The organism is Streptomyces sp. NPDC006743 (genome assembly GCF_040703815.1).
GTDB lineage: Bacteria > Actinomycetota > Actinomycetes > Streptomycetales > Streptomycetaceae > Streptomyces.
This window is the reverse complement of the sequence record NZ_JBEYJA010000001.1, coordinates 121,414-147,281: the sequence shown is the minus strand read 5'-3', so window position 1 is coordinate 147,281 and position 25,868 is coordinate 121,414. Positions and strand designations below refer to the sequence as shown.

Genomic DNA, 25,868 nt, shown 5'->3' with positions numbered 1-25,868 from the left:
GCACCTGCCGGTGCGACGATCTCGCGGCGCCGGATCGACGGCGTCGCCGACCTCGTGCCGGCGCGTCCTGCGCGGGACGCGTGGCCGTCACCTCCGATAGCGCTCGGCCACTGCCGCGAAGGCGGCCTTGGGCTCCCAGTCCATGTCGGGGTAGGTCTCCCCCCGGCGTCCTTCGAGAAGTTTGACGATGCCGAGGCCGGCCCGGTCCAGGTCGTCCCGGGGGTCGCCGTCGGGGCGGTGCGGGTAGCCGGGCAGGGCGAACAGGAACACGAACGCGCTGTCCACGCCCTCGGATTCGAAGATCTCCAGCAGTTCGCTCAGGTACGCGGCCTGACCGGCCTCGTCACGCTCGTAGACGCCGTTCAGCCGTGCGGGGGCCTTGGTCACCGGGTCGTACTCGACCACTTCCAGCACCCGTCCGCCGCGGTCGCCCGCGCCGCGGTAGGCAGCGGTGCCGAACCCGGTGACGGCGAGTGGTCTGGGGCCCTGGGCCAGGGTGCGCACCGCGTCCCGGAACCGGTCGGCGACCTCCGCGGAGCGGATCAGCTCGAACGTCGCGAGGTCGAAGGGGGTCCAGTCGACCTGCTCGAACTGGATGGAGGCGTAGGTGAGCCGGCCCCGGAAGCGCTCGCGGACCGTGGCCGCGGCCTCCCGGAGGAACGCGTTGACGCGCACGCCCAGCGCGCGGATCGCTTCGGCCCGCCGCTCGGGCCGTGCCATCAGCAGCCCGACCCGCTCCTCGGGGCTCTCCCCGGGCAGGAACCCGCGGTTCATCACGCTCAGTTCGACCCCCGCGACGAAGACGACGGTGGCGCCCTGCCGCCGGAGCCGTTCCGCTCGCTCGGCGCAGTCGCGGAAGAGCGTGAGGATCTGCTCCTGGTCCAGCTCCAGCGGATAGGGCGAGAACCAGACCTCCAGGCCGAGTTCCGCGGCGGCAGCGGCGGCCGACTCCAGCCGGTCCGGGTCGCCGCCGGTGATCTGGACCGCGTTGCAGTGCAGATCGTCACGGATGATGGCCAGCTCGCGCCGGACCACCGCAGGGTCGAGGCGGTCGCGGGACGGCCGGCCGTTCACGACGAATCCGGTGTCGTAGGTCATTCCTCTTGCGCGCATGGTGACGTCCCTTCCGCGGGGCCGGCCGGCCTCGGCCGGGCCGAGACCGGCAGTGAAAGTGCAGGAGCGCAAGTTTGCACAGATGCAAGTTTGTGTGGCAAGTATTTTTGCCGGAATGCAAGTTTGCGGGCGCGCAGTCTTCTGTGGAACGCTGTCGCCATGGCGACACCACCCCCAGGACTGCGGGAGCGGAAGAAGCAGGCCACGCGCGAGGCGCTGCGCGAGGCGGCCCTGCGCCTGGCGGTGGAGCGCGGACCGGACCAGGTGCGGATCGAGGACATCGCCGCGGCCGCCGGGGTGTCGCCCCGCACCTACCACAACTACTTCGCCAGCCGCGAGCAGGCGATCGTCTCCGCCGTCACCGTGGACCGGGAGGCGCGCATCGCGGCGGCGGTCGCGGCCCGGCCGCCAGGGGTGCGGCTGGCCGACGCCGTCGTGGATGCGGTGCTCGGGCAGTACACGGACCGGGAAACGACGACGGACACGGATGCGGGCGTGGCCGCGGGCGCGGGGGAGCGCGGGCACGAGGCGCTGCTGCTGATCACCAGCCGGGCGGCGCTGCGCGACGCGTTCCTCGACACCACCGCCGGCATCGAGCCCCCTCTCACCGCGGTGCTCACCGAACGCCTGGGTGACGTCCGGGCGCAGACGGCCCGGGTGCTCGCGGCGAGCGTGGCCGCGGCGGTCCGCATCGCGTTGGAGGGCTGGCTCCGGCCGGCCGGGAGCGTGGGGGGCGGCGGGAGTTCCGACGTCGGAGGGCTGGTCGTGCCCTCCGGCTCGCTGCACGACCAGCTCCGTGCGGCGCTGACCCCGCTCGTGCCCGCGTTCGACGCCGCCGAGCGACGCGCCGGACCACGAGACGCCGAACAACAAGCCGCCGAGCAGCAATCAGGCGCCGGGTAACAGGGCGCCGGGCCACGAGACGCCGAGCAGCACCCAGGCGCCGGGTGACAGGGCTCCGGCCAACGAGGCGCCGAGCAGCACCCAGGCGCCGGGGAACAAGGCACTCAGCGATGAAGCCGACCCGACAGGGCGGTGTCCTCGGACGGCAGCCCGGTCTCGGTGACGCCTGCCGCGACGGTGGGCCGGGGGAGGGAAGCCGGGGCCCCGGTGGCGGCCGCCGCACTGCTGAGGCCGAGTCTCGGGGGCCGTCGCGCAGCGGGCCCGCGCCCGGTGGCCGAAAGGGGCGCGCGAAGCGTCGGATGCGCGACCGGGGTCCGGATGCGCTCTTCCGCGCCTCCGTACGCCGTTGGGGCCTCACTCGTCGCGGGCAGGATCGCCGTGGATCCCGAGAGAAAGGGCCGGCCGTGGCAAGTGAATTCCAGCGCGACAAACTCGTCGCCATGTTCCACGCGTTCGACGCCGACGCCAACGGCTACCTCGACCAGCGGGACTTCCAGGCCCTCGCCGGACGCTGGAAGGACCTGCCCCGCGTCCGGCCGGGATCCGAGCTGGCCGCACGCGTGGACACGGTGCTGCGGGGCTGGTGGGACCTCCTCGCGGAGCACGTGGACACCGACCATGACGGCAAGGTCGACCTGAACGAGGTCCTCGCCATGGTGGACCTGCTGCCCACGATGCGCGGGGTCGTCGCCGCGACCGCCGAGACGGTCTTCGACGCCGTCGACGAGGACGGTGACGGCCGTATCTCTCCCGCCGAGCACCGCCGTCTCGTCGACACCTGGCACGGGCGGAGCGTCGACGTCGCCGACGTCTTCGACCGCCTCGACCAGGACGGGGACGGTCAGCTCGGCCGCCCCGAGTTCACCGAGCTGTGGATCCAGTTCTGGACCAGCGACGATCCGGCCGACCCGGGCAACGAGTTGTGCGGTCCGGTACCGACCCGCTCCTGACGAGGGGGCGGCGCCGGCCGGGTGCCGGAGGCCGCCGTGGTGCATCCGCCCTCCATCGTCCCTCCAGGGCGTACGGCCATGGTGGTCCAGGACAGCCGTACCCCTGTCCGCTCGGGATGACGAACCACAAGGGAGGGCCTCCTGCCATGGCGCCCGTGTCGATCTCCCCCCTCGGTGAGGTGCTGCACGACCTCCTCACCGCTCGCACTGTGCGCGAGCGCAACAAGGAACTCGCCCTCGCCCTGGTCGCGGCGGTCAACCGCGGCGAGGACAACAGCCTCACCAGGGGCTGGACGACCCCCGCCGGCCCGGGCCGGCGTGCCCTGCCCGCAGGGCTCCGGCTGACGGTGCGGAGCCTCCTAGCCGACGGTGACGTCGTCGTCCTGCGGGCGACCGCGCGCGCCGGACAGGACGCCTGGTCGTTGGTCACGGAGTTCCGCTTCGACACCGCGGGCCGGATCGCGTCCCACCACGACATGCTCGTACCGGAGCCGACGGCGACCTGACCCGTTCCCCTGTGACCGGCCTCCGGCGGGCCCGTTCGCCCGGTGCGTGCCGAACACCGGCGTCCCCCGGGCCCGTTGACTCCCGTTTGGCATTCCGTTCGCTGAGCGTTCAACCCGTGATCCCTGTCAGGGACGTGTGTGCTTCCTAGGGTGCATGAGGCTTTCCGAAAGAAGGAGCTCATGGACTCACAGCTCGCCATCCGGGCTCGCGGCATCACGAAGTGCTTCGGGGAGGTCGTCGCGCTCGACGGCGTCGACCTGGACGTGGCGCAGGGACAGATCCACGGCCTGGTCGGTCCGAACGGCGCCGGCAAGACGACCCTGCTCGGCGTCCTTCTCGGCCTGGCCGTGACGGACAGCGGAAGTCTGGAGATCCTCGGCACGCCGGTGGGCCGTGCGTTCGAAGCCCCCGGCGGGGTCGCCGGGTTCGTGGACGGGCCGGGACTGTACCCCTCGCTCACCGCACGGCAGAACCTCACCGCGCTCGCCGCACTGCGGGGGGACGGCAGGCGGTCGGCAGCCGTCGACGACGCACTGGAGCAGGTGGGACTCACGGACGTCGCCGACGACCGCACCCGCGGCTTCTCCCTGGGCATGCGCCAACGGCTGGGTCTCGCCGCTGCCCTGCTCACCGAGCCGCGGCTGCTCGTCCTGGACGAACCGTCCAACGGCCTCGACCCGGCCGGGAAGAAGCACGTCCACGGTGTGCTCACCCGGCTCGCGCGGCAGGGGACGGCCGTCGTGCTCTCCAGCCACCGCATGGACGACCTGGAGGCCCTGTGCTCCGAGGTCACCATCCTGGCGACCGGGCGGACCGTCTTCTCCGGTCCGCTGGGCGAGCTGGCCGCCGAGAACCGTGAACTCGACTACCGGCTCGTCACCTCCGACCCCGCGCGCGCCCGCCGGCTGGCCGCCGACGCCCCGGGGATCCGCCTGGCCGACGGCACCCCGGGACGCCACGACGGGGCGGGTCTGGTGGTGCGCGCGCTGGTGCCCGCCCTCGACGACCTGGTGGTACGGCTCGTCGGGGAGGGCATCGCGCTGCGCGAACTCGGCCCACTTGTCTCCCCGTTGGAGGCGGCTTTCCTGGCCCTCACCGAACAGCAGCGCACCGACGACCAGCAGCAGGAGACCGGTCGATGACCACCACGACGTCCCCCACCCCGGACTCCGCTCCCACCCCGGAATCCACCTCCACGGCAGGCCCCGCCCCCACCGAAGACACCGCCACCGCAGTTCCCACCCCCACGGAAGAACCGGCCCTCACGGAGAACCCGACGCCGGCCGCCGACCCGCCCCCCACGGCAGGCCGCGCGACCGCCGGGCCCTCCGGGCGAGCGCACAGCACCGCCGCGGGCCGCGCCACCGTCGCCCGGACCTACCGCTTCGAAGTCGTCAAGCTCCTCTCCCAGTGGCGGATCCGCCTCCTGCTCATCGCCTGCTGGATCGCGCCGGCGCTCTTCGTGGCCGGGGTGAGCGTGCAGAGCACACTGCCCACCGACACCCTCTTCGGCCGCTGGATGCACGCCACCGGGTGGGCGGGGCCGCTGGTGACGCTCGGCTTCGCGGGCACCTGGGCGCTTCCGCTGCTCACCTCCGTCGTCGCCGGCGACGTGTTCGCCGCCGAGGACCGGCTCGGTACCTGGCGCCATCTCCTCGTCGCCGTCCGCTCGCCCCGGCGGATCTTCGCGGCCAAGGCGCTGGCCGGCCTCACCGTCCTCCTGCTGCTCGTGGCCGCACTGGCCGCCTCCAGCACGGCCGGCGGACTGCTGGCCGTCGGCGACCGGCCGCTCGTCGGCCTCGACGGTCATCTGCTGGCGCCGGGCGAGGCAGCCGGGAGGGTCCTGCTCGCCTGGGCCTGCGTGCTCGCCCCGACCCTGGCCCTCGCGGGAATCGGACTCCTCGGATCGGTCGTGCTCGGGCGTTCCCCGATGGGTCTGCTGCTGCCCGCGATCGTCGCACTGGCGATGCAACTGGCCCAGATGCTGCCGCTCCCCGTCGCCGTGCGCCTCGCGCTGCCCGGTGACGCCTTCCTCACCTGGAACGGCCTGTTCGCCCGCCCGGCGCAGCTCACCCCGCTCCTCGTCGGCATCGTCGTCAGCCTGCTGTGGGCCGTGACGGCGACGGCGCTGGCGTACGTCCTCTTCCTCCGGCGGGACTTCGCCAACCCCACCGACGACGGCGCGGTGCGCCACGCGGTCACCCGGGCCGCGCTGCCGCTCGCGGCGCTGCTCGGCGTGACGGTCGCGGTCGTGGCGGCGACGACCACGGCGGCCGGCTCCGGGATAGACCAGGCCAAGGTGGAGCAGGCGCTCGCCACCGAGTTCGCCCACCTGTACCGCATGCAGACCGACCAGCTCCACCGGCCCGCCGTCACCGAGGCGCGGCTGAGGACCACGGCGGCATGCACGAAGGCCGGTGTCCAGGACGGCGCCCAGGGGGCGGGCAACGACTGGCGGTGCGTCGTCTCCTGGCACCTGCCCGGTGTCGCGGCTCCCGGGTCGGCCGTCTACCAGCTCGACATCACCTCCGACGGGCGGTTCGTCGCGGACGGCGACGGGCCGAAGGAAGTCAACGGCTACTTCCTGGTGCGGACTTCGGGCCAGGACGCGCCGAACCCGCTCTGGCAGTTCGACGGCAACGTCGACCTGCTGTCCGCCTCCCCCGATGCCAGGACTCCCTGACCCCGGCTTCCCCGGACTCCCCTTTTGTCCGCAGCTCCAACTCCCCGAACTCCTCCTCCCGGCCACCCCCCGACGCCCCCGATTCCCGAAGGAATGACCTCATGCAGACAACACGCCGCCGCCGGCAGGCGGAGAAGAAGTACTACGACCTGCTGGGCAGACGTGTCAGCCGCCGGGCGACGCTGGTCACGGCATGCATCGCCACGGCCGCCCTGGCCACCGGGACGGCCGTGGCCGACACCCGCCCCTTCGGCACCGACCAGGTCGGCCAGGTCACCGGCAAGGGCCAGGTCGTCTCCGCCGACCAGTACATCGCCCCGTACGGCGACCGCCACGTCATCGACGACGGCAAGATCATGTCGTCTGCGGTCAGCCCCGACGGCAGTCACCTCGCCGCCGCGGTCACCGACGGCGACGCCGCGCTGGTCGTGGTGGACCTCGCCACCGGGCGGGTCAAGCAGCGGGTCGGCACCAACGCCGCCGACGACCTGCGCATCGCGAACAGCTCCGTCGGCCAGGAAGGCCCGGCGTACTCACCCGACGGCAAGCAGCTGTGGCTGGGCCAGGCCGACGGTTACACCAAGTTCACCGTGACCGCGGACGGCACCCTCGCCGACCCGGTGACCGTCAAGATCCCGGCCGACGGCGGCAAGCAGGCCCTGGTCGCCGCCGCGGTGTTCTCCGCCGACGGCTCCACCGTGTACGCCGCCGTCAACGGGCAGAACCGGGTGGTGGCCATCGACGCGGCGACCGGGACCGTCCAGCACAGCTGGGCGGTGGGCAACGCCCCGCGCGGCATGGCCCGGGTGGGCGGCAAGCTCTACGTCAGCAACGAGGGCGGCCGGCCCGCGAAGGCGGGGGACTCCACCCTCAACTCCTACGGCACGCAGGTCCCGGCGGACCCGATGACCGGCGCCACCACCACCGGCACGGTCAGCGTCATCGACCTGGCCGACCCGTCCGCCGCCGTCGCCACCATCGGTGTCGGCCTGCACCCGACCGCCGTGTACGCCCGGCGCGGCGCCGTGTTCGTCACCAACACCGCCGACAACAACGTGTCGGTCATCAGCACGGCCAACGACAAGGTCGTCCAGACCATCTCCACCCAGCCGTGGCCGGAGGCCTCGGTCGGCTACGAACCCGACGCGGTGACCCTCACCGACGACGGCCGGCTGCTGGTGACGCTCGGCCGCGCCAACGCCGTCGCCGTCTACCGCTACACCTCCGCGCAGGAGCCGGTCAGCTACGTCGGTCTCCTGCCGACGGACTACTTCCCCGCCGAGATCACCACCGTGGGCAAGAAGGTCGTCGTCTCCAACACCCGCGGCATCGACGCGCGCCGCCCCGCCGCCGCCGGCCACGGCACCCATGACACGACCTCCAGCCTGACGCAGTTCACCCTGCCCAGCGACCGTGTCATCCGCTCCCAGACCGCCAAGGTCTTCCGGCAGAACGGCTGGAGCGCCGGTTCCGTCCGGCTGGCCTCCGGACACGGCCACACCAAGGCGCAGCCGGTCCCGGAGCGGATCGGCGACCCGTCGACGATCAAGCACGTCTTCCTGATCGTCAAGGAGAACCGCACCTACGACCAGGTCCTCGGTGACGTCGCCAAGGGCAACGGCGACGCGTCGCTGGCGCAGTTCGGTGCGAACGTGACGCCCAACCAGCACGCGCTGGCCGAGCAGTTCGGGCTCTACGACAACACCTACGACATCGGCACCAACTCCGCCGAGGGCCACAACTGGCTCATGCAGGCGGACAATCCCGAGTACACCGAGTCCTCGGCCGGCGAGTACAAGCGCAGTTACGACACCGAGGACGACGCCCTCGGCCACCAGAAGACGGGGTTCCTGTGGACGGGCGCGCAGGCGGCCGGCAAGAGCGTACGGGACTTCGGCGAGTTCCAGCAGTTCCTGACCAAGCCGTCCGGCGCCAGTTGGCAGAACCTGTACTGCGACGCCAAGAACATGGACGCCACCGGGCAGGCCACCGCCTACCCCCTGAACTCCTCCTCGCCGATCCCGTCGCTCAACAGCGTCTCGGTGCCCGGCTTCCCGAAGTTCGACACCAGCGTCCCGGACCAGTACCGGTACGAGATCTGGAAGAAGGACTTCGAGAAGAACGGGCCGGCGAACCTGAACATGTTCTGGCTCTCCAGCGACCACACCGGCGGCCCGGCGAGCCCGGCCGCCCAGGTCGCCGACAACGACCTCGCCACCGGCAGGATCATCGACAGGATCTCGCACAGCAAGTACTGGAAGGACTCGGCGGTCTTCGTCGTCGAGGACGACTCGCAGGCCGGCCTGGACCACGTCGACGGCCACCGCGCCCCGGTGCAGATCGTCAGCCCCTGGGTCCGGCGCGGCACCGTCGACAGCCACTACTACTCGCAGATCACGATGATCCGCACCATCGAGCAGATCCTCGGGATCCACCCGATGAACCAGAAGGACAGCGCGGCCACCCCGATGCGGGGCGTGTTCACCCGGCACCCCGACTACCGGCCGTTCACCGCCCTGCCCAACCGCACCTCACTGACCGACGGCCTGAAGACCCCGCCGGCCTGCGGCGTGGACACCCCCGCCGCGCAGGACCGCAAGGCGGCGGCCGTACCGCCGGCGAAGGTTCCGGCGGACAAGAAGTCCCTGGCCGCCGCGTGGGACACCTGGAAGTCCCGGCAGCGCCTGACCGGTCCCGACGCCGTCCCCGACTACGCCAACCCGGCCCAGATGAACCACCTCACCTGGTACCAGACCCACAACTGGGCCCGTCCGTACCCCGGTGAGAAGAAGATCTACGCCCCGAACGACGTGCCCGGCGCCTACATCCCGTCGCCGGAGTCCGACGGCTGACCCACGCCGCGCACGACCGAGGACCCCTGCCAGGCCGGCCGCCTGTCAGGGGTCCTTCGCGGACACCGGGGGGTGTCCCCGCGCTCACCGCCGGGCAGGACGCGCTACCTGGTGGGGCGGGCGCGCAGGAACAGGGCGCTGGTGAGGGCGGTGACGAGGACGAGGGCGGTGTCGACGGCGACGGCGGTGCGGATGCCGCCGAGGATGCCGGTGACGGTGGTGGTGGTCATGGCGCCGGTGGCGACGGCGCTCATGACAGGGGTTCCCATGGTGATGCCGATCTGCTGGCTCATGGTGGCCAGTCCGGTCGCCATGCCCTGCTCGTGGTCGGGCAGACCGCTGGTCGCGGTGACCATGAAGCCGACGATCAGGAGCATGTTGCCGACGCCGCCGACGAACGTGGCGGGCAGCAGCAGAGCGAGACTGTGGGGGGTGGTGCCCAGGAGGAGCAGGGCGGCGGTGGCGACGGTCTGCACCAGCGCGCCGGCGATCAGGGTGGTGCGGGTGCCGGCGGCCGCGATGACACGGGGTGCGACGGTGCCGCCCAGGACGGTGCCCAGGCCCAGGACGCCGAAGGAGAGCCCGGCCGCCAGCGGCGAGAAGCCCAGGACCTCTTGCAGGTAGAGGGTCATCAGGAAGACCAGCGAGGTCTCGGTGACGAAGGCCAGGATGCCCGCGACGTTGCCCCAGGCCACGCTGGGCCGGGCGAGGACGCTGACCGGGACCAGCGGGGCGGGGCTCCTGCGTTCCACGAAGCAGAACGCGACCAGCAGGAGCACGCCGGTGGCCAGCACGGCGAGGGCGGTGGGGTCGGACCAGCCGCGCCCACCGGCCCGGGTGAAGCCGAAGACCACGGCGAGCAGACCGAGGGTGACGCTCAGGGCACCGGGCAGGTCCAGACGCGGACGGACCTCGGGGCGGGACTCGGCCAGCACCATCGGCGCGATGACCAGCACGGCGGCGGCGACGGGCACGTTGATGAAGAACGACCACCGCCACGACAGCAGGTCGGTCAGCACGCCGCCCAGGACGGCTCCGGTGGTGAAACCGGCCGACATCAGGGCGCCGTTGAGGCCGAGGGCCTTCTCCCGCAGCGGCCCCTCCGGGAAGGAGGTGGTCAGCAGGGACAGACCGGCCGGGGTGACCGCCGCGGTCGCGAGTCCCTGAAGGACACGGGCGATGACGAGTACCTGCGGGCTGGTGGCCAGACCGCCGGCCAGCGAGGCCAGCCCCAGAACGGCCAGGCCGGCCAGGAACAGCCGACGCCGTCCGAACAGGTCCGCGACCCGGCCGAAGAGCAGGGTGAAACCCGCCGCGCACAGCGCGAACGAGGTCGCGATCCACTGCAGGCCGCCCAGCGGGAAACCCAGGCCCTCGCCGATCACCGGCAGCGCCACGTTCAGGATCGAGAAGTCCACCGCCAGCATGAACTGCGCGACCAGCAGCACCACCAGCGTCAGCCGCATCCGGGACGTCGACCGGCGCGGTCCCGCATCCCCCGGACCACTCGCGACAGCCTTCCCGGCCACACCATCGACAACAGACATGAGATTCCCTTCGAGAAGCTTCGACCCGGGGAATCCTGCGCCGCCGGCCGGCCGCCACCCAGTCCCCGAAGAGGACTCCCCGCCCGCTGACGAGGCGTGCGGTGGGTGGTCGGAACCTGACCACCCAGGGCGGGAAGCACGCGGGCGCCACGCCCGTTGGACCCAGGGCACGGTTCACTTCACCGGATCGACTGGGAGAGCACCTCATGCCTGACTTCTCCGAGCTGAGCGATTTCCTGCGCAGCCGCCGAGCGGCCCTGACGCCCGAGGAGATCGGGCTTCCGCAACTGGCGGAACGACGCAGGGTGCCCGGTCTGCGGCGCGAGGAAGTGGCGTTGGCGGCAGGCCTGAGCGTCACCCATTACACCCGGCTCGAGCAGGGCCGCGTCCACCAGGTGTCCGACTCCGTCCTCCGGGCGATCGCCCGCACCCTGCGGCTGACCCCGGACGAGTCCGGCCACCTCATGGATCTCGCCCGGCCGGAGGCGATCACCTCCCGGCGGGCCCAGACCCCGCGGACCTCCGGCGCCGCTCCCGGTGTCCGCCAGCTCATCGACACCTTCACGGACACCCCCGCCCTGGTCCTGGACCGGCGCAACGACATCGTCGCCTGGAACGCCATGGGCCATCTCCTGCTGGGCATGCACCTGCCCTTCGACGCGCCCGGGCATCCGGACCGCCGGCCGAACCTGACCCGGATGCTGTTCCTGGACGAGCACAACCGCGACCTCTACCCCCGCTGGCACGAGGAGGCCCAGCTCGCGGTGGCGTCGCTGCGCCTCGTCGCAGGCCGCCACCCCCACGACAAACAGCTCGCCGAACTCATCGGCGAACTCACCATGAAAAGCGAGGAGTTCGCCCAGCGCTGGGCCCGGCACCCGGTGCGGACCTGCGTCGCCGGCACCAAGGAGATCGACCACCCTCTCGTCGGTTCCATGGAACTCTCCTTCCAGAGCCTGCTGCTTCCGGAGGCGGCCGGACAGCGCGTGATCGCCTACACCGCCCGGCCCGGATCGAGTTCGGACGCGGCCCTGCGGCTCCTCGCCTCCACCCTCCGCGTGCCGGACACGAGCGTGCCGACGACCCTCGACTGACGCCCGGACAGCGCGACGGCACGGCCGGGTGGCGCGACGGCCCGGCAGGGCCGCACCACCGGCACTCCCCGCGCGCCGGCCAGGCCGTCAGGGGACGTACCGGACCGGGGCGGTTCGCGGTCGGTACGGCGGCGCGGAACCTCGCCCACGGCCGGGTCGGGACACCTACCGAGCGGGCAGGGCCGGGTCGCTCAGGCCGAGGCGGAGGTGTTCGACGTGGTAGAGGGCCTGGTCCAGGAGTTCGGCGACGTGGTTGTCGTAGAGGGCGTAGACCACGCAGCGGCCCTTGCGGGTGCCGGTGACGAGGCCGAGGTTGCGCAGCAGCCGCAGCTGGTGGGAGCAGGCGGACTGCTCCATGCCGACCTCGGCGGCCAACTCGGTGGCCGGCAGGGGGCCTTCGCGCAGGCGGGCGAGGATGAGCAGGCGCGAGGGCGTGGCCAGGGCCTGGAGGGTCGTGGCGACCTTGGCGGCGCCGGCCGCGTCCAGGCGTGTGCGCGGGACGTTGCTGGAAGGCGGTGCGGCTCCGTTACCCATGCGGCCATGGTACGCCGCCCGATGAACACATGAATCAATGTTCATTCGTTCCTGTTACGGTGGTGGTGCCGGACACGCCGCGCGTCACCGCTTCTCCAGGGGCTGCCTCGATGTCTTCCGCTCTTCTCCGCCCGGTCTCACCCGGCGACGCCGCCCGCGGGGCGGTGCCGCCGCGCCGTACACGGATCCTCGCCCTGCCCGAGGCCCGCTGGGCGGCCGCGGCGCTGGTGCTGTTCCTGGTCGCGCTGCCGCTGTACCTGACCGGGGCACCGGCGTGGTCCTGGGCGCCGCTGTTCGCGCTCTCCTATGCCACCGGCGGCTGGGAGCCGGGCTGGGCGGGCCTTCAGGCCCTGCGGGAGAAGACCCTGGACGTGGACCTGCTGATGGTGCTCGCCGCGCTCGGGGCGGCGGCGATCGGGCAGGTCCTGGACGGTGCGCTGCTGATCGTCATCTTCGCCACCTCCGGAGCCCTGGAGGCGATCGCCACCGCCCGCACCGCCGATTCGGTGCGCGGTCTGCTCGATCTGGCGCCCGCGACAGCGACCCGGCTCGCCGACGACGGCACCGAGGAGACGGTCCCCACCGAGCGGCTCGCCGCGGGAGACCTCGTCCTGGTGCGGCCGGGGGAGCGGATCGGTGCCGACGGCCGGGTGCTGGAGGGGGCGAGCGAGGTCGATCAGGCCACCATCACCGGCGAGCCGCTGCCGGTGGCCAAGCAGGAGGGCGACGAGGTCTTCGCGGGTACGCTGAACGGCACCGGCGCGCTGCGGGTGAAGGTCGAACGGGACCCGTCGGACTCGGTGATCGCACGGATCGTGGCGATGGTCGAGGAAGCCTCCGGGACCAAGGCGCCGACCCAGCTGTTCATCGAGAAGGTCGAGCAGCGCTACAGCCTCGGTATGGTCGCCGCCACCCTCGCCCTGTTCGTCCTGCCCCTGCTCTTCGGCGCCGAGCTGCGGCCGACGCTGCTGCGCGCGATGACGTTCATGATCGTCGCCTCGCCCTGCGCGGTGGTGCTGGCGACCATGCCCCCGCTGCTGTCGGCCATCGCCAACGCCGGCCGCCACGGCGTGCTGGTGAAGTCCGCGGTGGTCATGGAACGACTGGGACAGGTGGACGCGGTCGCCCTGGACAAGACCGGCACGCTGACGGAGGGCACCCCGCGCGTGACCGGCCTGCACCCGTCGGCCGGCTCCGGCCTGAGCGGGGAGGAACTGCTGCGGCTGGCGGCGGCCGCCGAGCACCCCAGCGAGCACCCGCTGGCCCGTGCGATCGTGGACGCCGCCCGCGCCCGCGGCCTGGACATCCCCCCGGCAGAGGATTTCGCCTCCGCCCCCGGCGCGGGGGTGAGCGCGCGGGTCGGGGGCCGTACGGTCGCGGTCGGCAGTCCCGCCCGTCTGCTGGACCCCCGCACCGGACACCGGGCCGCCTCCGTGGCCGCGGGGCTCGAGGAGGAGGGCCGCACGGCCGTCCTGGTCACCCTGGACGGAGCGCCGGTGGGGGTGCTCGGCATCGCCGACCGGCTGCGCACGGATGCCGCCGCCACCGTGAGCGCGCTGGCGGAACTGACCGGCACCGCACCGGTGCTGGTCACCGGCGACAACCCGCGCGCGGCGGCCCGCCTGGCCGCCGAGGCCGGCATCACCGACGTCCGCGCGGGCCTGCTGCCGCAGGACAAGGTCGCCGCGGTGCGGGAGCTGGAGCAGGCGGGGCGGAAGGTGCTGGTGGTCGGCGACGGCGTCAACGACGCCCCCGCGCTGGCCGCGGCGCACACCGGCATCGCCATGGGCCGGGCCGGCTCCGACCTGGCCCTGGAGACCGCCGACGCGGTCGTGGTCCGCGACGAACTGGCCACCGTCCCCGCCGTCGTCCGCCTGTCCCGCACCGCCCGTCGCCTGGTCGCGCAGAACCTGGTCATCGCCGCGGTGTTCATCACCGGCCTGGTCGTCTGGGATCTCGTGGGCACGCTGCCCCTGCCGCTCGGTGTCGCCGGCCACGAGGGCTCCACCGTCATCGTCGGCCTCAACGGCCTGCGCCTGCTCGCCGACGGCGCCTGGCGCCGCGCCCGCGCCGCCGGGGAACCGCGGTGAGCTGCGGCGGCAGCGGCCCGCTGCCGCCGGGGACGGCCGGGGCGGTGACGCTCACCCCCGGCGGTCCGAGGCCGCCGGGGGTGGGGGGGCGTCCGCGGTCAGCAGCCGCCGTTCGACGTGAGCAGCCCCGTGCCGGCGCCGGCCGTCCGGCTCACGACGGCCGGTACGCACTGGGCCGCGTCGAGGGTGTAGGAGTAGGGGATGGCGACGGTGGTGGTGGACTGCGGGTCCGGGCCGGCCGGGTGGTTCTCGCTGCCGGGGGCGGACCAGGTCACGTTGTCGTAGATGTTGCCGCTGACCTGCCAGTAGCCGGTCTTGTCGGTGTAGAAGGTGCCCAGGACGTCCTTGGAGTCCTTGAAGTAGTTGTTGTCCACCTTGGCGTGGGCCCCGGCCCGGGAGTTGATGCCCGACTTGTGAAGGTTCACGTAGTAGTTGTCGTAGATGTGGGCCGTGCCGCCCCTCAGCAGCGGGGCGCGGGAGTCCAGGTTCTCGTACAGGTTGTGGTGGTACGTGATGAAGGTGCTCGTCAGGTCGCTGTCGCTGTGGCCGACGAGACCGCCGCGGCCGGAGTCGCGCAGGACGCTGTAGGACAGCGTCACGTACCGGGTGTTGTTCTTCAGGTCGAAGAGGCTGTCGTACCCCTCGTCCTCGCCGCCCGACGCTTCGAGGGTGACGTGGTCGACCCAGACGTTGTGGACGTTCTTCTCCATGCCGATGGCGTCGCCGCCGTTGGACACCGGGGAGCCGGACTTCTTGACGTTGCGGACGGTGACGTTCTGGATGACGATGTTGCCGGACTCGCGGACATGGATGCCGAGCTGGTCGAAGACGGCGCCGCCGCCGACCCCGACGAGGGTGACGTTGCTGATCTGCTTCAGCTCGATCACGTCGTCGGCGGTGTCGCAGCTTTTGCCGGACACCCGGCTGGTGTTGCCGTGGTCGATCGTTCCCTCGACCTCGATGACGATCGGGGTGCTGCTGCTGGCCCGGTTGCACAGCGCCGCGTTGATCTCGGTTCCCGTGGTGGCCCGCACCGTCCGGCCGCCCGCGCCGCCGGTCGTGCCGCCGTTCTGGCTCGCGTAGCCCGAGGCGCCGCCGGCCGCCGCCGACGCCTCGGGTGCCGACAGGGCCGCGCCCGCCGCGGCCACGAGGGTCATCGTGGCCAGCGCCGCACCGGCCCGGGACATGACCGCTCTGCTCATCCGCATCTCCTCAACTCCTTGTCCGCTCATCGGTTCTCGCCGTCTGCTCATCGGTCGTCGCCGCCGCGGGGCCAAAGCGCCGCGGCGGCACCGAACACGTCGTACGGGCCCGCTGGGCCGTGTCACCGGGTGGGGCCGGCGGCGGTACCCCCGGGCCGCGCGGCCCGGGGGCACCGCGTGGTCACGGGGTGACCGGCTTGCCGCCGAAGGTCACGACGAGGTGGCCGTCGGAGGCGAAGGACCAGCCCAGGGCTCCGGTGTAGGAGGAGCAGCGCGACCCGTTCGAACCGAGCCAGAACTGGTTCGAGGCGTCGGCGTCGGCGTCCGTGCTGATCTTGTCGTTCGTACCGCTGCCGGTGCGGCACGAGGTGTTGTTCCGGAACACCGAAGTCCCCTCGTCGAACGCGAAGTTGCGGACGCCGTTGTCGACACTGGCGTTGTTCGAGATGGTCATCGTGCCGGGGTTGCTGTTGTAGGTGAAGCCGTGGTGACCGTTGCCGTACGCCACGTTGTGCCGGACGACGTGGTCGACCTCGATGCCGGAACCGCCGAGCTTGTAGCCGTTGCGGTCGCCGTTCTTGTTCTGGGTGCCGTCGGTGAGGGTGCCGTTGCCGTAGGAGAGGGAGTACTCGATGGTCACCGGGCCGATGGCGCCGGTGTCGGTCTTGGCGTAGAGGTCCCAGCCGTCGTCGATGTTGTTGTGCGAGACGTCGTAGCGGAAGACGTTCCCGGTGCCGGTGGTGAGCTTCGCGGCGAAGCCGTCGGCGTTCTCGCCGGAGGAGTCCTTGTTGTCGTGGGACTCCGAACTCACGACGAGGTTGTTCGACGGCCACTGGGACTTGGGGGTGCTGGAGGCGATCCTCCCGAGCTGCAGTCCCGTGTCGCGGTTGTACGCCGTCACCACGCGCTCGACGACGTTGTTGCTGCCGCCGACGTAGATGCCGTTGTCCCCGGCGTGCTGGACGGTCAGGCCGTACAGGTGCCAGTAGTCGGCCATCAGTTGGAGCCCCCGGTTGGAAGAGCTCTCGCTCTGCGCCGAGAAGTCCAGCACCGGCTTCTCGCCCGGGTAGGCGGACAGGGTGGTGCGGGCCCCGGAGGTGCCGTTGTCGCCGGCCGGGACGGTGATCGTCGAGGAGTACTTGTACGTCCCGCCGCGCAGGTAGATCGTGCCGCCGGAGGTGATCCGGCTGATCGCCGAGGTGAGCGTCGTCGGGGCCGACTGCGTTCCGGCCGCGCCGTCCTTGCCGTTCGGCGCGACGTAGAGAACGGTGCCCGACGCCGGCACGGCGCCGGCCGCCCCGGCGTCGCCGTGGACGGAAACGGCCTGCGCCATGGTGCCGGACAGCGCGACGAGCGCGCCGGCCAGCAGGCCGACCGATGCGATTGCGGCTCTCGAGTGCATTGCGTGTCTCCTTGGCCGTGGGGATGCGCGCGGGCGGTCGCCGCCCTGGGGTGGGGCGTGGTTCCGGAGGGACCGAGGGGGCCGTCCGGGCCCTTGACGGTTCACCCGCGCACCGCTGGGGAAAGCGCTTGCTGGAGAAAGCTAGAGGCCTGCCGTGACCGCGTCAATAATCCTGTCCGTTGAACGTCGTTCACATTACTGAACCTTGGCGTTCGAATTAAGGAAGCTAAGTTCCTTACTGGAAGCCGCTGTTGAGGCCGTCAGGGGTGGGTGACCGATCGTCCTCGCAGAAGCCTGCTGTTCAGCAGGATGACCGTGCTGCGGGCTCGGCAGTGCCCGGCCCGTACTCGTCCGCCGCACCACCGGGGGACGACCGGGGCGGCCGGATCCGCCGTTCGCCGGGCCGCCGCGCGTCCGGGACCGGCGCGCGACGATCAGCCGGCGGGGTCGCTGAGGTCGGCGAGGTCGGCGGCCTGGCGGCGCAGGGCGCGTGCCAGCGCCTGCGTGGGCGCCTCGGCGGGACCCGGCATGCGCACCAGGCTGACGCGTCGTACCTCCTCCGCGACGCCCTCGACGGGTACGACGCGGACGCCGGGCGGGAGGACGGGCAGCAGGGCCGGCGTCGCCGTGGTGATGCCGGCGCCGGCCGCGACCAGGTGGAGTTTGGTCAGCCAGTCGCGGGCGGTGTGACGGACCCGGGGCCGCCCGGGCAGACCGGGCCAGACGCCCAGCACGGGCTCGTCCGCGCTGCCGCCACCGGCGATCCACGGTTCGCGCGCGATCTCCTCGACGCTGACGCTGCCCCGTTCGGCGAACGGGCCGCCGGCCGGCACCACTACGGCCAGGCGCAGTTCCAGCAGCGGCTCGACGCTCAGGGGCGGATCGTCGGTGTCGGGCGAGCGGTGCGGTGGCCGGGAGGAGAGGAGCGCGAGATCCAGGGTGCCGGCGCGCAGCGCGCGCACCAGCGAGGGAGTGCTGCCCTCACGCGTCGTCACCTCCAGGTGAGGGTGCTCCCGGCGCAGCACCGCCAGGGCGTGGGGCACGATCACCGCACCGGCGGTGGGGAAGAAGCCGAGCCGGACACGGCCCCTGTCCGCCTCTTCCGTTCCGCGCAACTCCCGGTCGGCGGCCTCCAGGGCGTCGAGGGCGACGACGGCGTTCCGCAGGAGCACACGGCCTGCGCCGGTCAGCCGGACACCGCCTGCGTGGCGGTCGAAGAGCCGGGCGCCGGTGGCCTGTTCCAGCGCGGCCATCTGCCGGGAGACGGCCGACTGCGTGTACCCGAGCGCGTCCGCCGCGGCCGTGAAGGTGCCCCGCTCCGCCACCTCCCGCAGCACCCGCAGCCCGATCAGCGTCATCTCCATGAGGTCTCCGTGGGACAGCCGTGAGCAGTGAGCCGGCCACGGCGGCGAGTCGGCCTGAGCGCCGAGTCGGCGCGTCGAGTCGGTGAGCGGCGAGTCGGTCAGAGCCCCGGGTCAGGGCACCGAGCCGGTCCGGCGCCGCCGACCCGTGAGAGTCCGGCCTGGGCGGGGTCATGAGTCTTCGGAATGCCCATTATGCCGAACATTCGTTGGCGGAATGCCGTCCCCCCTTCCTAGCGTGGAGGGCATGAACGACGACCCCCCTGACACGGCTTCCGGGCTCGGCGGCCGGTTGCCCCTCCTTCCCGCCGACGGCCTCGACGAGGCACAGCGCGCGCTGCGCGAACGGCTGCGGGCCACACGGGTACGCGGCGCGCAGGAGGCGGGCTACACGGCCGTCCTTCCCGACGGGCGGTTCATCGGCCCGTTCAACGCACTGCTGCGCACCCCGCACTTTGCCCAGCCCCTGCTGGAGTGGGCCCAGGCGCTCACCCGGGCCGGCATCGCGGCGGACGTCCGCGAGACCGTCATCCTCACCGTGGCCGCCCACTGGCGGGCCGAGTACGCGCTGTACGCCCATGCCGCGGCGGCCGAGACGGCGGGTCTGCCCGCCCCGGCCATCGCGTCATTGCTCCACGGCCAGGCCCCCCGCGGGCTGCGCCCCGACGCTGATCTCGCGCACCGCCTGGCCGCCGCCCTGGTCCGCGACCACCGCGTGCCGGACGGCCTGTACGACGAGGCGGCGGCCACGTTCGGCACGAACACCCTCATCGCCCTAGTCGGCCTCGTCGGCCAGTACCTCAGCACCTCCGCCCTGCTGGCCTGCTTCCAGGTACCGGCTCCGGACGAGAACCGGAAAGAGAAGGAAGGCGACAGCTCATGCCTCTGATCAACATCTACCTCCGCCGGGGGACCCCCGCCGAGTACCGCCGTAACGTGTCCCTGGGCCTGCACAAGGCGATGGTCGACGTGCTGAAGATCCCCCAGGACGACCAGTTCCACGTCTTCCATGAGGTCGTGCCCGACAACTTCCAGATGCAGCCGGTGGTGTTCGGCCTGCGCCGCACCGAGCGCACCATGCTCATCCAGTTGTCCTTCAACCACCGCACCGCCGAGCAGAAGGCCCAGCTGTTCCAGGCCGTCGTCGACAACCTCCGGCTGTTCGCCGGCGTCCCCGAGGAGGACATCCTGATGATGATCAACGAGACGGCCAGGGAGAACTGGTGGGCCGCCGGCCGTGTCGTCGACCCCGTCACCGGCTACGACGAGCGCATGGAGGAAGGCCTCCCCGCCACCGGGGCCGCGAGCTGAGGCCGGCGCCGGCGGCTGTCCTGCCGGGGAGAGGCCGGATAGGTTGATCACCCGCGTCACGAGGGGCGTGGGACAGCCCTCGCTCTCACGGAAAAAATGCCGGAGAAGGTCGTCGCCGGATGTCGAGGGCCCGTTGCCGGCTCCGACTGAGGGGTGACAGCGCGCCGACGGGGCGCGCGGGACCGAAGGGGACACCCGGGATGAAGTACGTCGCGATGATCTACGGCAACCAGGCCAAGTGGGACTCCTTCCCGGCCGAGGACTGGCCGGCGGCCATCGCCGCGCAGGAGGCGTTCAACAAGAAGTACCGGGAGACCGGAGAGCTTCTGGGCGCCTACGGCCTGGCGGACGCGGCCAACGCCCAGCTCGTGCGCCGCGAGGCCGGGGCCCCGGCGGTCACCGACGGCCCCTACCTGGAGACCAAGGAGTACATCGCCAGCTTTTACCTGCTCGACTGCGTGAGCCAGGAGCGCGCGCAGCGGATCGCGGCGGACATGCCCTTCGCCGACGTCGAGCCGGTCGAACTCTGGCCCGTCCTGCACGAGTCCGCCGCCGACCTGTGACCGTGGACCACCGCGTCGAGGACCTGCTGCGCGCACTGGCGCCGCAGGTCCTCGGCGCACTGCTGCGCAGGTACGGCACCTTCGACGCCTGTGAGGACGCCGTCCAGGAAGCCCTGCTCGCCGCGGCGCTCCAGTGGCCCGCCGAAGGACCGCCGGACAACCCGAGGGGCTGGCTGGTCACCGTCGCCTCCCGCAAGCTGGTCGACCAGGTGCGCAGCGAGCAGGCACGCCGGCGCCGTGAGGACCGTATCGCCCTGGCCACCCCGCAGGCGGAACTGCTCAGCCGCGCCGCCGACGCCGGACCGGGCACCGACAGGGACGACTCGCTCGCCCTGCTGTTCCTGTGCTGCCACCCGGCGTTGTCCACGCCGAGCCGGATCGCGCTGACGCTGCGCGCCGTCGGCGGCCTGACCACCGCCCAGGTCGCCGCCGCCTTCCTGGTCCCGGAGGCGACCATGGCCCAGCGCATCAGCCGGGCCAAGCAGACCATCAGGACCTCCGGCACGGCGCTGCGCATGCCCGAGGAGGCGGAGCGTGGCCGGCGGCTGGGCGAAGTGCTGCACGTGCTGTACCTGATCTTCAACGAGGGCTACACCACCACGGACGGCGCCGACCTGACCGCGCCCGCCCTGTCGGCCGAGGCGATCCGGCTCACCCGGCTGCTGCACCGCCTGCTGCCCGACGACACGGAGACGGCGGGCCTGCTGGCGCTGATGCTGCTCACCGACGCCCGCCGCCCCGCCCGCACCGGCCCCGGCGGCGACCTGGTGCCGCTGGCGGAGCAGGACCGCGGCCGGTGGGACCGCCGGCTCGTCACCGAGGGGATCGAGCTGATCGGCAAGACCCTGCCGCGCGGGCGGACCGGCCCGTACCAGGTGCAGGCCGCCATCGCCGCCGTCCACGACGAGGCGGAGCACGTCGAGGCGACGGACTGGCCGCAGATCCTCGCCCTGTACGAACTGCTGGAGCACCTCGCTCCCAACCCGATGGTCACCCTCAACCGTGCGGTCGCCGTCGCCATGGTGCACGGTCCCGCAGCCGGACTCGACCTGCTTGCCACCCTGCGGTCCGACAAGCGCATGGCACGCCACCACCGCCTGCTCGCCACCGGAGCGCACCTCATGGAGATGCTCGGCCGGCACGACGCGGCGGCGGACGCCTACCGTGAGGCCGCCCGTCGCGCCACCAGCGCACCGGAACGGCGCCACCTGGCCGCCCGCGCGGCACGCCTGGCACGAGGACCGAGTCGACCGGCAACGCCGACCGGCGACGGCTGAGCCGCCGGACCGGGCACGCGGCCCGGCAGCGGCGCTGCGTACCGCGGCCCCCACACACAGGCGCGGAGCGCCTGGGCCCGGTGCGGCGCGGGGTGTTGTGCCGCGGTGCGTCACGGGGCCACCGGGAGCGGGAGGGCCGGCGGGACGCGCGGAAGGCCTGCTCGGCTCGGTGAGCGGGCCGGGCGGTCGGCCAGGGTCCGGACGCACTCGCCCCGCGTCCCCGCCGACCGCCCCGCGCACGGCGCTGATCGTTTCGGCGAGGTATCTTCCTCTCGCGGCGCGTCGAGCGTCTCTCCGCGCCGCGCTAGGGAGGGAACGCATGCGCGTATCACCGCTTCGGCGTCTGGCCACCGTGGCCACGACACTGGGGCTCGCTTCACTCGGGCTGCTCGGCGCGGGCGGGACGCCCGCGCAGGCCGCGGTCAGCGACTGCCCGTCGGGCTACTTCTGTGCCTGGAAGACCGACAACGCCTCGGGCACCATGTTCAAGACGAACACGGCCAAGGCGACGCTCGGCACCTGGAACAACACGTTCCGGTCGGTCGAGAACCACACGTCCAAGTACGTGTGCCTGCACGACGACGCGAACTACGGTCAGGTCGGTCCCGTCGACGTGTGGGCGCCCGACCCCGCCGGCAAGGACTGGGGCCACTCGGCCGGCAGCACCAGCTCGGTGAGGTTCGTCTCCACCGCGCGGGAGTGCACCCTGCCTGCCTACCCGCAGTGGTTCTCCTCGCCCGCGCCCGAGGCGGCGGGCTTCGGCGACCTGAACGCCGACCGCCAGGCCGACGTCCTGGTCCGGGACAAGGCGGGCCGGCTGTGGTTCCTGCCGGGGGACCAGACCGGCAAGCTGGTCGGCACCGATGGCTGGAACGCCATGAACGCCCTGGTCAGGCACGGCGACTTCAGCGGTGACGGCCGCGAGGACGTGATCGCCCGTGAGGCGTCCACCGGGAAGCTGTGGCTGTACCCGGGCACCGGCGCGGGCGGCCTCGGCTCGCGCAAGCTCATGGGCACCGGCGGCTGGAACGGCATGAGCCGGATCGTCGCGTCCGGAGACGTCTCCGGCGACGGCCGCCCGGACGTGCTGGCCGTGGAGAAGTCCACGGGCAAGCTGTGGCTGTACCCGGGCACCGGCGCGGGCGGCCTCGGCTCGCGCAAGCTCATCGGCAACGGTGGCTGGAACGGCATGAACGCCCTGACCGGGGCAGGTGACATGAACGGTGACGGCCGTGCCGACCTGATCGCCCGTGAGGCGTCCACCGGAAAGCTGTGGCTGTACCCGGGCCGAACCGGTTCGCTCGGTTCGCGGGTGCTGGTCGGTTCCGGCGGCTGGAACGTCATGGACACCGTGCTGGGCCTGGGCGACGTCACCGGCGACGGCCACGCCGACCTCGTCACCACGACCACTGCGGGCTATGCGGGCCAGAGCTGCCGGGGCACCGGCTGCCAGCTCCTCTACACCGGCCGCGGCACCGGCGCGCTGAACGCGGGCCAGGTGACGGCCACCGACTGGTGGGGCCTGAACGGCGCCTTCTGACCCGGTCGTCCGGTGAAAGGGCCTCCGCCTGCGGGCGGAGGCCCTTTCCGCGTTCACCGCGCGACTCGGACGGCCCTGGGCCGATCGGACTCTTCTTCTGTCCGCAGCTCTCAGCCGTCTGCGCGCGTATAGGTGAGGAACACCGCGCCGCTCTCGAGGACGGTGTGGTCGGCGAGCGTCCAGGTGCGCGGGTCGAAGGCAGCCTTGCGGGAGAACAGCGGGATCCCGTCCCCGATGGTCAGCGGACCGACCTTGAGGATGAGCGTGTCGATCTCGGCGTACAGGGAGCCCGCCAGCTCGGCGCCGCCCAGGAGCCAGATGTCCTTGCCGGCCTGCCGCTTGAGGTCGCGCACGGTCGCCACCGGGTCGTCGGCGACCAACTCGACGGCGGGGTCGGGGCTCTCGGCCAGGGTCCGGGAGAACACCAGGTGCCGCAGGTGGGGATAGGCGTCGGTGAGACCGGCCGCGAGACCGATCTCGTAGCTGCGCCGCCCCTCCAGCACGGTGTCGAAGTGCGTGCCCTCCGCCGTGACGGACAGTGCCTGACGGGCCTGGACGGGCAGCGTCTCGGGGTACTCGGCCACGAGGTGCTGTATGTAGTCCGCGGGGACGGGCCAGAAGCCGCCGGGACCGGTGGGGTCGCCGCCGTCCGGGCCCGCGATGAAGCCGTCGAGAGTGGTGGCGATGTAGTGGACGAGTCTGCGCATGACGGTTCCCTTCCGTTGGTCGCGCTGTCGCGCCACGGCCCGGCACCGCCGACGGGCGTGCCGAGGCGCGAGGCCGCCGAGCGATCATGACACCCGCCCGGCCGAGGTGAGCATCGCGTCGTCGGATCCCGCACATCCGCCCCCCTGCCCTACCGCCGCATCGCCCCCTTCAGCGCCACCGCCGCCTGCCTCTGGGCCACGGCAGAGGCCGGCGCCGGCTACGCCGCCGCGGCCTCCCTCGAACGCGTCCTCACCCTGGGCGCACCGGTCCTGGCGAGGGCCGCTGTGATCGCCCTAGGAGCCGTCGTACTGTGGCGCCGGCGCTCCGCGTCGAGCGGGGGACCGGTGCTCCGAGCGGCGTGCCGGGCGGGTCACCGGGACGGACGAGAAGCACCGGAGGGCCTCACACGGGCGAAAACGCCGTGGGGTCGCGGGATCAGGAGGCCGGCCGGGTCAGGTAGTCGCCGTGCTCCAGGTCTTCGAGGAGTGCCGGGTGGGTGGGCGACCAGCCGAGCAGTTCCCGCGTGTGGGCACTGGAGGCGGGCCCGTCGAAGCCGTAGACCGTGGCCATGAACGGGCTCACGAAGTGGGTGGCGGCCTCGTCGGGGGTCAGGGAGACCGTGGGCAGGTCCAGGCCCCGGGCGATCGTCTCCGCGATGCTCTTCAGGGTGATCCCGCTCTCGGCCACTCCGTGCAGCACGCTGCCCGCGGGCGCCTTCTCCACCGCCAGACGGAACAGGGCCGCCGCGTCGAGCCGGTGCACCGCGGGCCACCGGTTGGTGCCGTCGCCGATGTAGGCCGAGACGCCGGTCTTGCGCGCGGTGGCGATGAGCATGGGGATGAAACCGTGGTCCTCGGGACCGTGGACGGTGGGAGCGAGGCGGACCACGCTCGCGCGCACCCCCCGCGTGGCGAAGCTCAGGCAGGCCCGCTCACCCACGATGCGGAATGCGGCGATCCCGGTCGTGTCCGGCTCGTCCAGCTCCGTCGCCTCGCGGCCGGCGGGCATGACCAGTGTGCCGGAGGTGACGACGAACGGCTTGCCCGAGTCTTCCAGCGGCCGTCCCAGCGTCTCGATGGCGGTCCGGTCGCGCCGCATCATGTCGCCGAGGTCGGAGAAGTCGCCGCCGTAGGCCATGTGCAGGACGCCGTCGGCGGCCTCCGCGCCCCGGCGCAGACTTCCGAGATCGTCCAGGGACCCGCGGTGCGGCGTGACCCCCAGGGACTCCAGCCGGGCGGCGGCGGCGTCCGAACGCGCCAGTGCGGTGACCGTGTGGCCGGCCGCGATGAGTTCTGCGACGACGGCGGGGCCGGTCTGACCGGAACCCCCGGTGACGAACACATGCATGGAACGGTCTCCTCTTGACGCCAGCGGCTGACACTACGTAGTGCCAGTCGCTGACCTTAAGTAGCGTCAGTCACTGGCGTCAAGTAGCGCCAGTGACTGACATGCGGGTATCGTTCGGGCGTGCCACGGAGCGGAGCAGAAGCGCGACGCCGCCTTCAGCAGGCAGCCCTGGAGCTGTACCGGGAACGCGGTTTCGACCAGACCACCACAGCGGAGATCGCCGCCCGGGCCGGCGTCAACGAACGCACGTTCTTCCGCCACTTCCCGGACAAGCGCGAGGTCCTCTTCGACGGCGAGGCCGACCTGCGCGCAGCCCTGACGCGAGCGGTGGCCGAAGCACCCGAGGATCTTCAGCCGCTCGAAGTGCTGCTCCACGCGTTCCGGAAAGCCGGGCGGATCCTCGAGGAGAACCGCCCGTTCTCCGAACCGCGACTGGCGATCATCGCGGTGACACCGGCGCTGCGCGAACGCGACCTGGCCAAGGCCGCGTCGCTCACCGAAGCCGTGGCGGAGGCGCTGCGGGGGCGCGGCGTCCCCGACCGGCTGGCCGGCCTCGCCGCTCAGACCGGCTGGGCCGCCTTTCACCACGCGGCACAGGCCTGGATCGACGACCCTTCCCGGAGCTTGGAGGCGCACCTCCGGCAGGCCTTCGACGATCTGCGCGCCCTCTCCGCGACCGCCTCACCGACACGGGCGCAGCCCGGGAGCTGACCTCTCCGGCAGGTGATCGCCGGCCGTCTCTCGTGCCGAGCGGCACGCATGCCGGGCGGGCGGACGCGGGGTGTTCCTCGCGCGGAGACCCGCGGCCCGTCGCCGGAAGGGTGACGCGCGGCGTACGCCGCGGCCCGTCGCCGAAGCCGGCCGGGTGCCGTACGGTGTGCGCC

21 protein-coding genes and 1 pseudogene are annotated in these 25,868 nt (G+C 72.4%); 14 read left to right on the top strand and 8 right to left on the bottom strand.

Annotated elements, in window-relative coordinates:
- Positions 1-87: 87 nt before the first annotated feature.
- Positions 88-1,113 carry a hypothetical protein gene (locus tag ABZ719_RS00600; RefSeq protein WP_366723056.1) on the bottom strand — a complete coding sequence of 342 codons (1,026 nt, stop codon included), beginning with the start codon at positions 1,111-1,113 and terminating at the stop codon, positions 88-90.
- 159 nt (positions 1,114-1,272) lie between these two features.
- Between ABZ719_RS00600 and ABZ719_RS00595 the strand changes: the two genes are divergently transcribed.
- The 6 genes from ABZ719_RS00595 (at position 1,273) to ABZ719_RS00570 (ending at position 9,008) form a co-directional block, all read left to right on the top strand.
- The gene (locus ABZ719_RS00595) at positions 1,273-2,016 is read left to right on the top strand and encodes a helix-turn-helix domain-containing protein (protein ID WP_366723055.1); all 744 of its coding nucleotides are present in this window, start codon (positions 1,273-1,275) and stop codon (positions 2,014-2,016) included.
- A gap of 404 nt (positions 2,017-2,420) precedes the next feature.
- The gene (locus tag ABZ719_RS00590; RefSeq protein ID WP_366723054.1) at positions 2,421-2,966 is read left to right on the top strand and encodes an EF-hand domain-containing protein; all 546 of its coding nucleotides are present in this window, start codon (positions 2,421-2,423) and stop codon (positions 2,964-2,966) included.
- Positions 2,967-3,121: 155 nt separating this feature from the next.
- Positions 3,122-3,472 (top strand): hypothetical protein, encoded by a 351-nt coding sequence (locus ABZ719_RS00585; RefSeq protein ID WP_366723053.1) that lies wholly within the window; start codon positions 3,122-3,124, stop codon positions 3,470-3,472.
- Between the two features lie 180 nt (positions 3,473-3,652).
- A complete protein-coding gene (locus tag ABZ719_RS00580; RefSeq protein WP_366723052.1) occupies positions 3,653-4,615 on the top strand; it encodes an ABC transporter ATP-binding protein in 963 nt (320 codons plus the stop codon).
- Positions 4,612-6,156, top strand: a complete 1,545-nt coding sequence (locus ABZ719_RS00575; protein WP_366723051.1) for an ABC transporter permease — start codon at positions 4,612-4,614, stop codon at positions 6,154-6,156. The genes ABZ719_RS00580 and ABZ719_RS00575 overlap by 4 nt, the downstream gene beginning before the upstream one ends.
- 101 nt (positions 6,157-6,257) lie before the next feature.
- Positions 6,258-9,008, top strand: coding sequence for a bifunctional YncE family protein/alkaline phosphatase family protein (locus ABZ719_RS00570; RefSeq protein WP_366723050.1), 2,751 nt, complete (start codon positions 6,258-6,260; stop codon positions 9,006-9,008).
- Between the two features lie 104 nt (positions 9,009-9,112).
- Here ABZ719_RS00570 and ABZ719_RS00565 read toward each other — a convergent pair whose 3' ends face one another.
- The gene (locus tag ABZ719_RS00565; protein WP_366723233.1) at positions 9,113-10,474 is read right to left on the bottom strand and encodes an MFS transporter; all 1,362 of its coding nucleotides are present in this window, start codon (positions 10,472-10,474) and stop codon (positions 9,113-9,115) included.
- A gap of 287 nt (positions 10,475-10,761) precedes the next feature.
- On the opposite strand from ABZ719_RS00565, the gene ABZ719_RS00560 reads away from it, so the two are divergent.
- Positions 10,762-11,649 carry a helix-turn-helix transcriptional regulator gene (locus tag ABZ719_RS00560; protein ID WP_366723049.1) on the top strand — a complete coding sequence of 296 codons (888 nt, stop codon included), beginning with the start codon at positions 10,762-10,764 and terminating at the stop codon, positions 11,647-11,649.
- Between the two features lie 165 nt (positions 11,650-11,814).
- Here ABZ719_RS00560 and ABZ719_RS00555 read toward each other — a convergent pair whose 3' ends face one another.
- Entirely contained in the window at positions 11,815-12,183 is a 369-nt protein-coding gene (locus ABZ719_RS00555) for a metalloregulator ArsR/SmtB family transcription factor (protein ID WP_366723048.1), read from the bottom strand.
- Between the two features lie 110 nt (positions 12,184-12,293).
- Here ABZ719_RS00555 and ABZ719_RS00550 point away from each other — a divergent pair, with 110 nt between their 5' ends.
- Positions 12,294-14,273: a heavy metal translocating P-type ATPase gene (locus ABZ719_RS00550; protein ID WP_366723047.1), complete on the top strand. Its 1,980-nt coding sequence runs from the start codon at positions 12,294-12,296 to the stop codon at positions 14,271-14,273.
- 101 nt (positions 14,274-14,374) lie between these two features.
- On the opposite strand, the pseudogene ABZ719_RS00545 reads toward ABZ719_RS00550, so the two are convergent.
- The 3 genes and pseudogenes from ABZ719_RS00545 to ABZ719_RS00535 all read right to left on the bottom strand — a co-directional run.
- Positions 14,375-15,475: pseudogene (locus ABZ719_RS00545) on the bottom strand (pectate lyase); the annotation flags it as partial.
- A gap of 181 nt (positions 15,476-15,656) precedes the next feature.
- On the bottom strand, positions 15,657-16,877 hold the full coding sequence (locus tag ABZ719_RS00540) for a right-handed parallel beta-helix repeat-containing protein (RefSeq protein WP_366723046.1): 1,221 nt from the start codon (positions 16,875-16,877) through the stop codon (positions 15,657-15,659).
- Between the two features lie 434 nt (positions 16,878-17,311).
- Complete coding sequence (locus ABZ719_RS00535) at positions 17,312-18,241, bottom strand: LysR family transcriptional regulator (protein WP_366723045.1); 930 nt, start codon at positions 18,239-18,241, stop codon at positions 17,312-17,314.
- Between the two features lie 244 nt (positions 18,242-18,485).
- On the opposite strand from ABZ719_RS00535, the gene ABZ719_RS00530 reads away from it, so the two are divergent.
- The 5 genes from ABZ719_RS00530 to ABZ719_RS00510 all read left to right on the top strand — a co-directional run bounded on the left by ABZ719_RS00530 (position 18,486) and on the right by ABZ719_RS00510 (position 22,929).
- The gene (locus tag ABZ719_RS00530; protein ID WP_366723044.1) at positions 18,486-19,127 is read left to right on the top strand and encodes a carboxymuconolactone decarboxylase family protein; all 642 of its coding nucleotides are present in this window, start codon (positions 18,486-18,488) and stop codon (positions 19,125-19,127) included.
- Entirely contained in the window at positions 19,118-19,549 is a 432-nt protein-coding gene (locus ABZ719_RS00525; protein ID WP_366723043.1) for a tautomerase family protein, read from the top strand. The genes ABZ719_RS00530 and ABZ719_RS00525 overlap by 10 nt, the downstream gene beginning before the upstream one ends.
- Positions 19,550-19,749: 200 nt before the next feature.
- Positions 19,750-20,112 carry a YciI family protein gene (locus tag ABZ719_RS00520; RefSeq protein ID WP_366723042.1) on the top strand — a complete coding sequence of 121 codons (363 nt, stop codon included), beginning with the start codon at positions 19,750-19,752 and terminating at the stop codon, positions 20,110-20,112.
- Entirely contained in the window at positions 20,109-21,389 is a 1,281-nt protein-coding gene (locus ABZ719_RS00515) for a DUF6596 domain-containing protein (protein ID WP_366723041.1), read from the top strand. The genes ABZ719_RS00520 and ABZ719_RS00515 overlap by 4 nt, the downstream gene beginning before the upstream one ends.
- Before the next feature lie 319 nt (positions 21,390-21,708).
- A complete protein-coding gene (locus tag ABZ719_RS00510; RefSeq protein ID WP_366723040.1) occupies positions 21,709-22,929 on the top strand; it encodes an FG-GAP-like repeat-containing protein in 1,221 nt (406 codons plus the stop codon).
- A 110-nt stretch (positions 22,930-23,039) separates the two neighbouring features.
- On the opposite strand, the gene ABZ719_RS00505 is transcribed toward ABZ719_RS00510, so the two are convergent.
- Together ABZ719_RS00505 and ABZ719_RS00500 are read right to left on the bottom strand one after the other, a co-directional pair.
- Entirely contained in the window at positions 23,040-23,636 is a 597-nt protein-coding gene (locus ABZ719_RS00505; protein WP_366723039.1) for a dihydrofolate reductase family protein, read from the bottom strand.
- Positions 23,637-24,072: 436 nt separating this feature from the next.
- Positions 24,073-24,984, bottom strand: coding sequence for an SDR family oxidoreductase (locus ABZ719_RS00500; RefSeq protein ID WP_366723038.1), 912 nt, complete (start codon positions 24,982-24,984; stop codon positions 24,073-24,075).
- A 120-nt stretch (positions 24,985-25,104) separates the two neighbouring features.
- Between ABZ719_RS00500 and ABZ719_RS00495 the strand changes: the two genes are divergently transcribed.
- Complete coding sequence (locus ABZ719_RS00495) at positions 25,105-25,695, top strand: TetR family transcriptional regulator (RefSeq protein ID WP_366723037.1); 591 nt, start codon at positions 25,105-25,107, stop codon at positions 25,693-25,695.
- Positions 25,696-25,868: the final 173 nt, after the last annotated feature.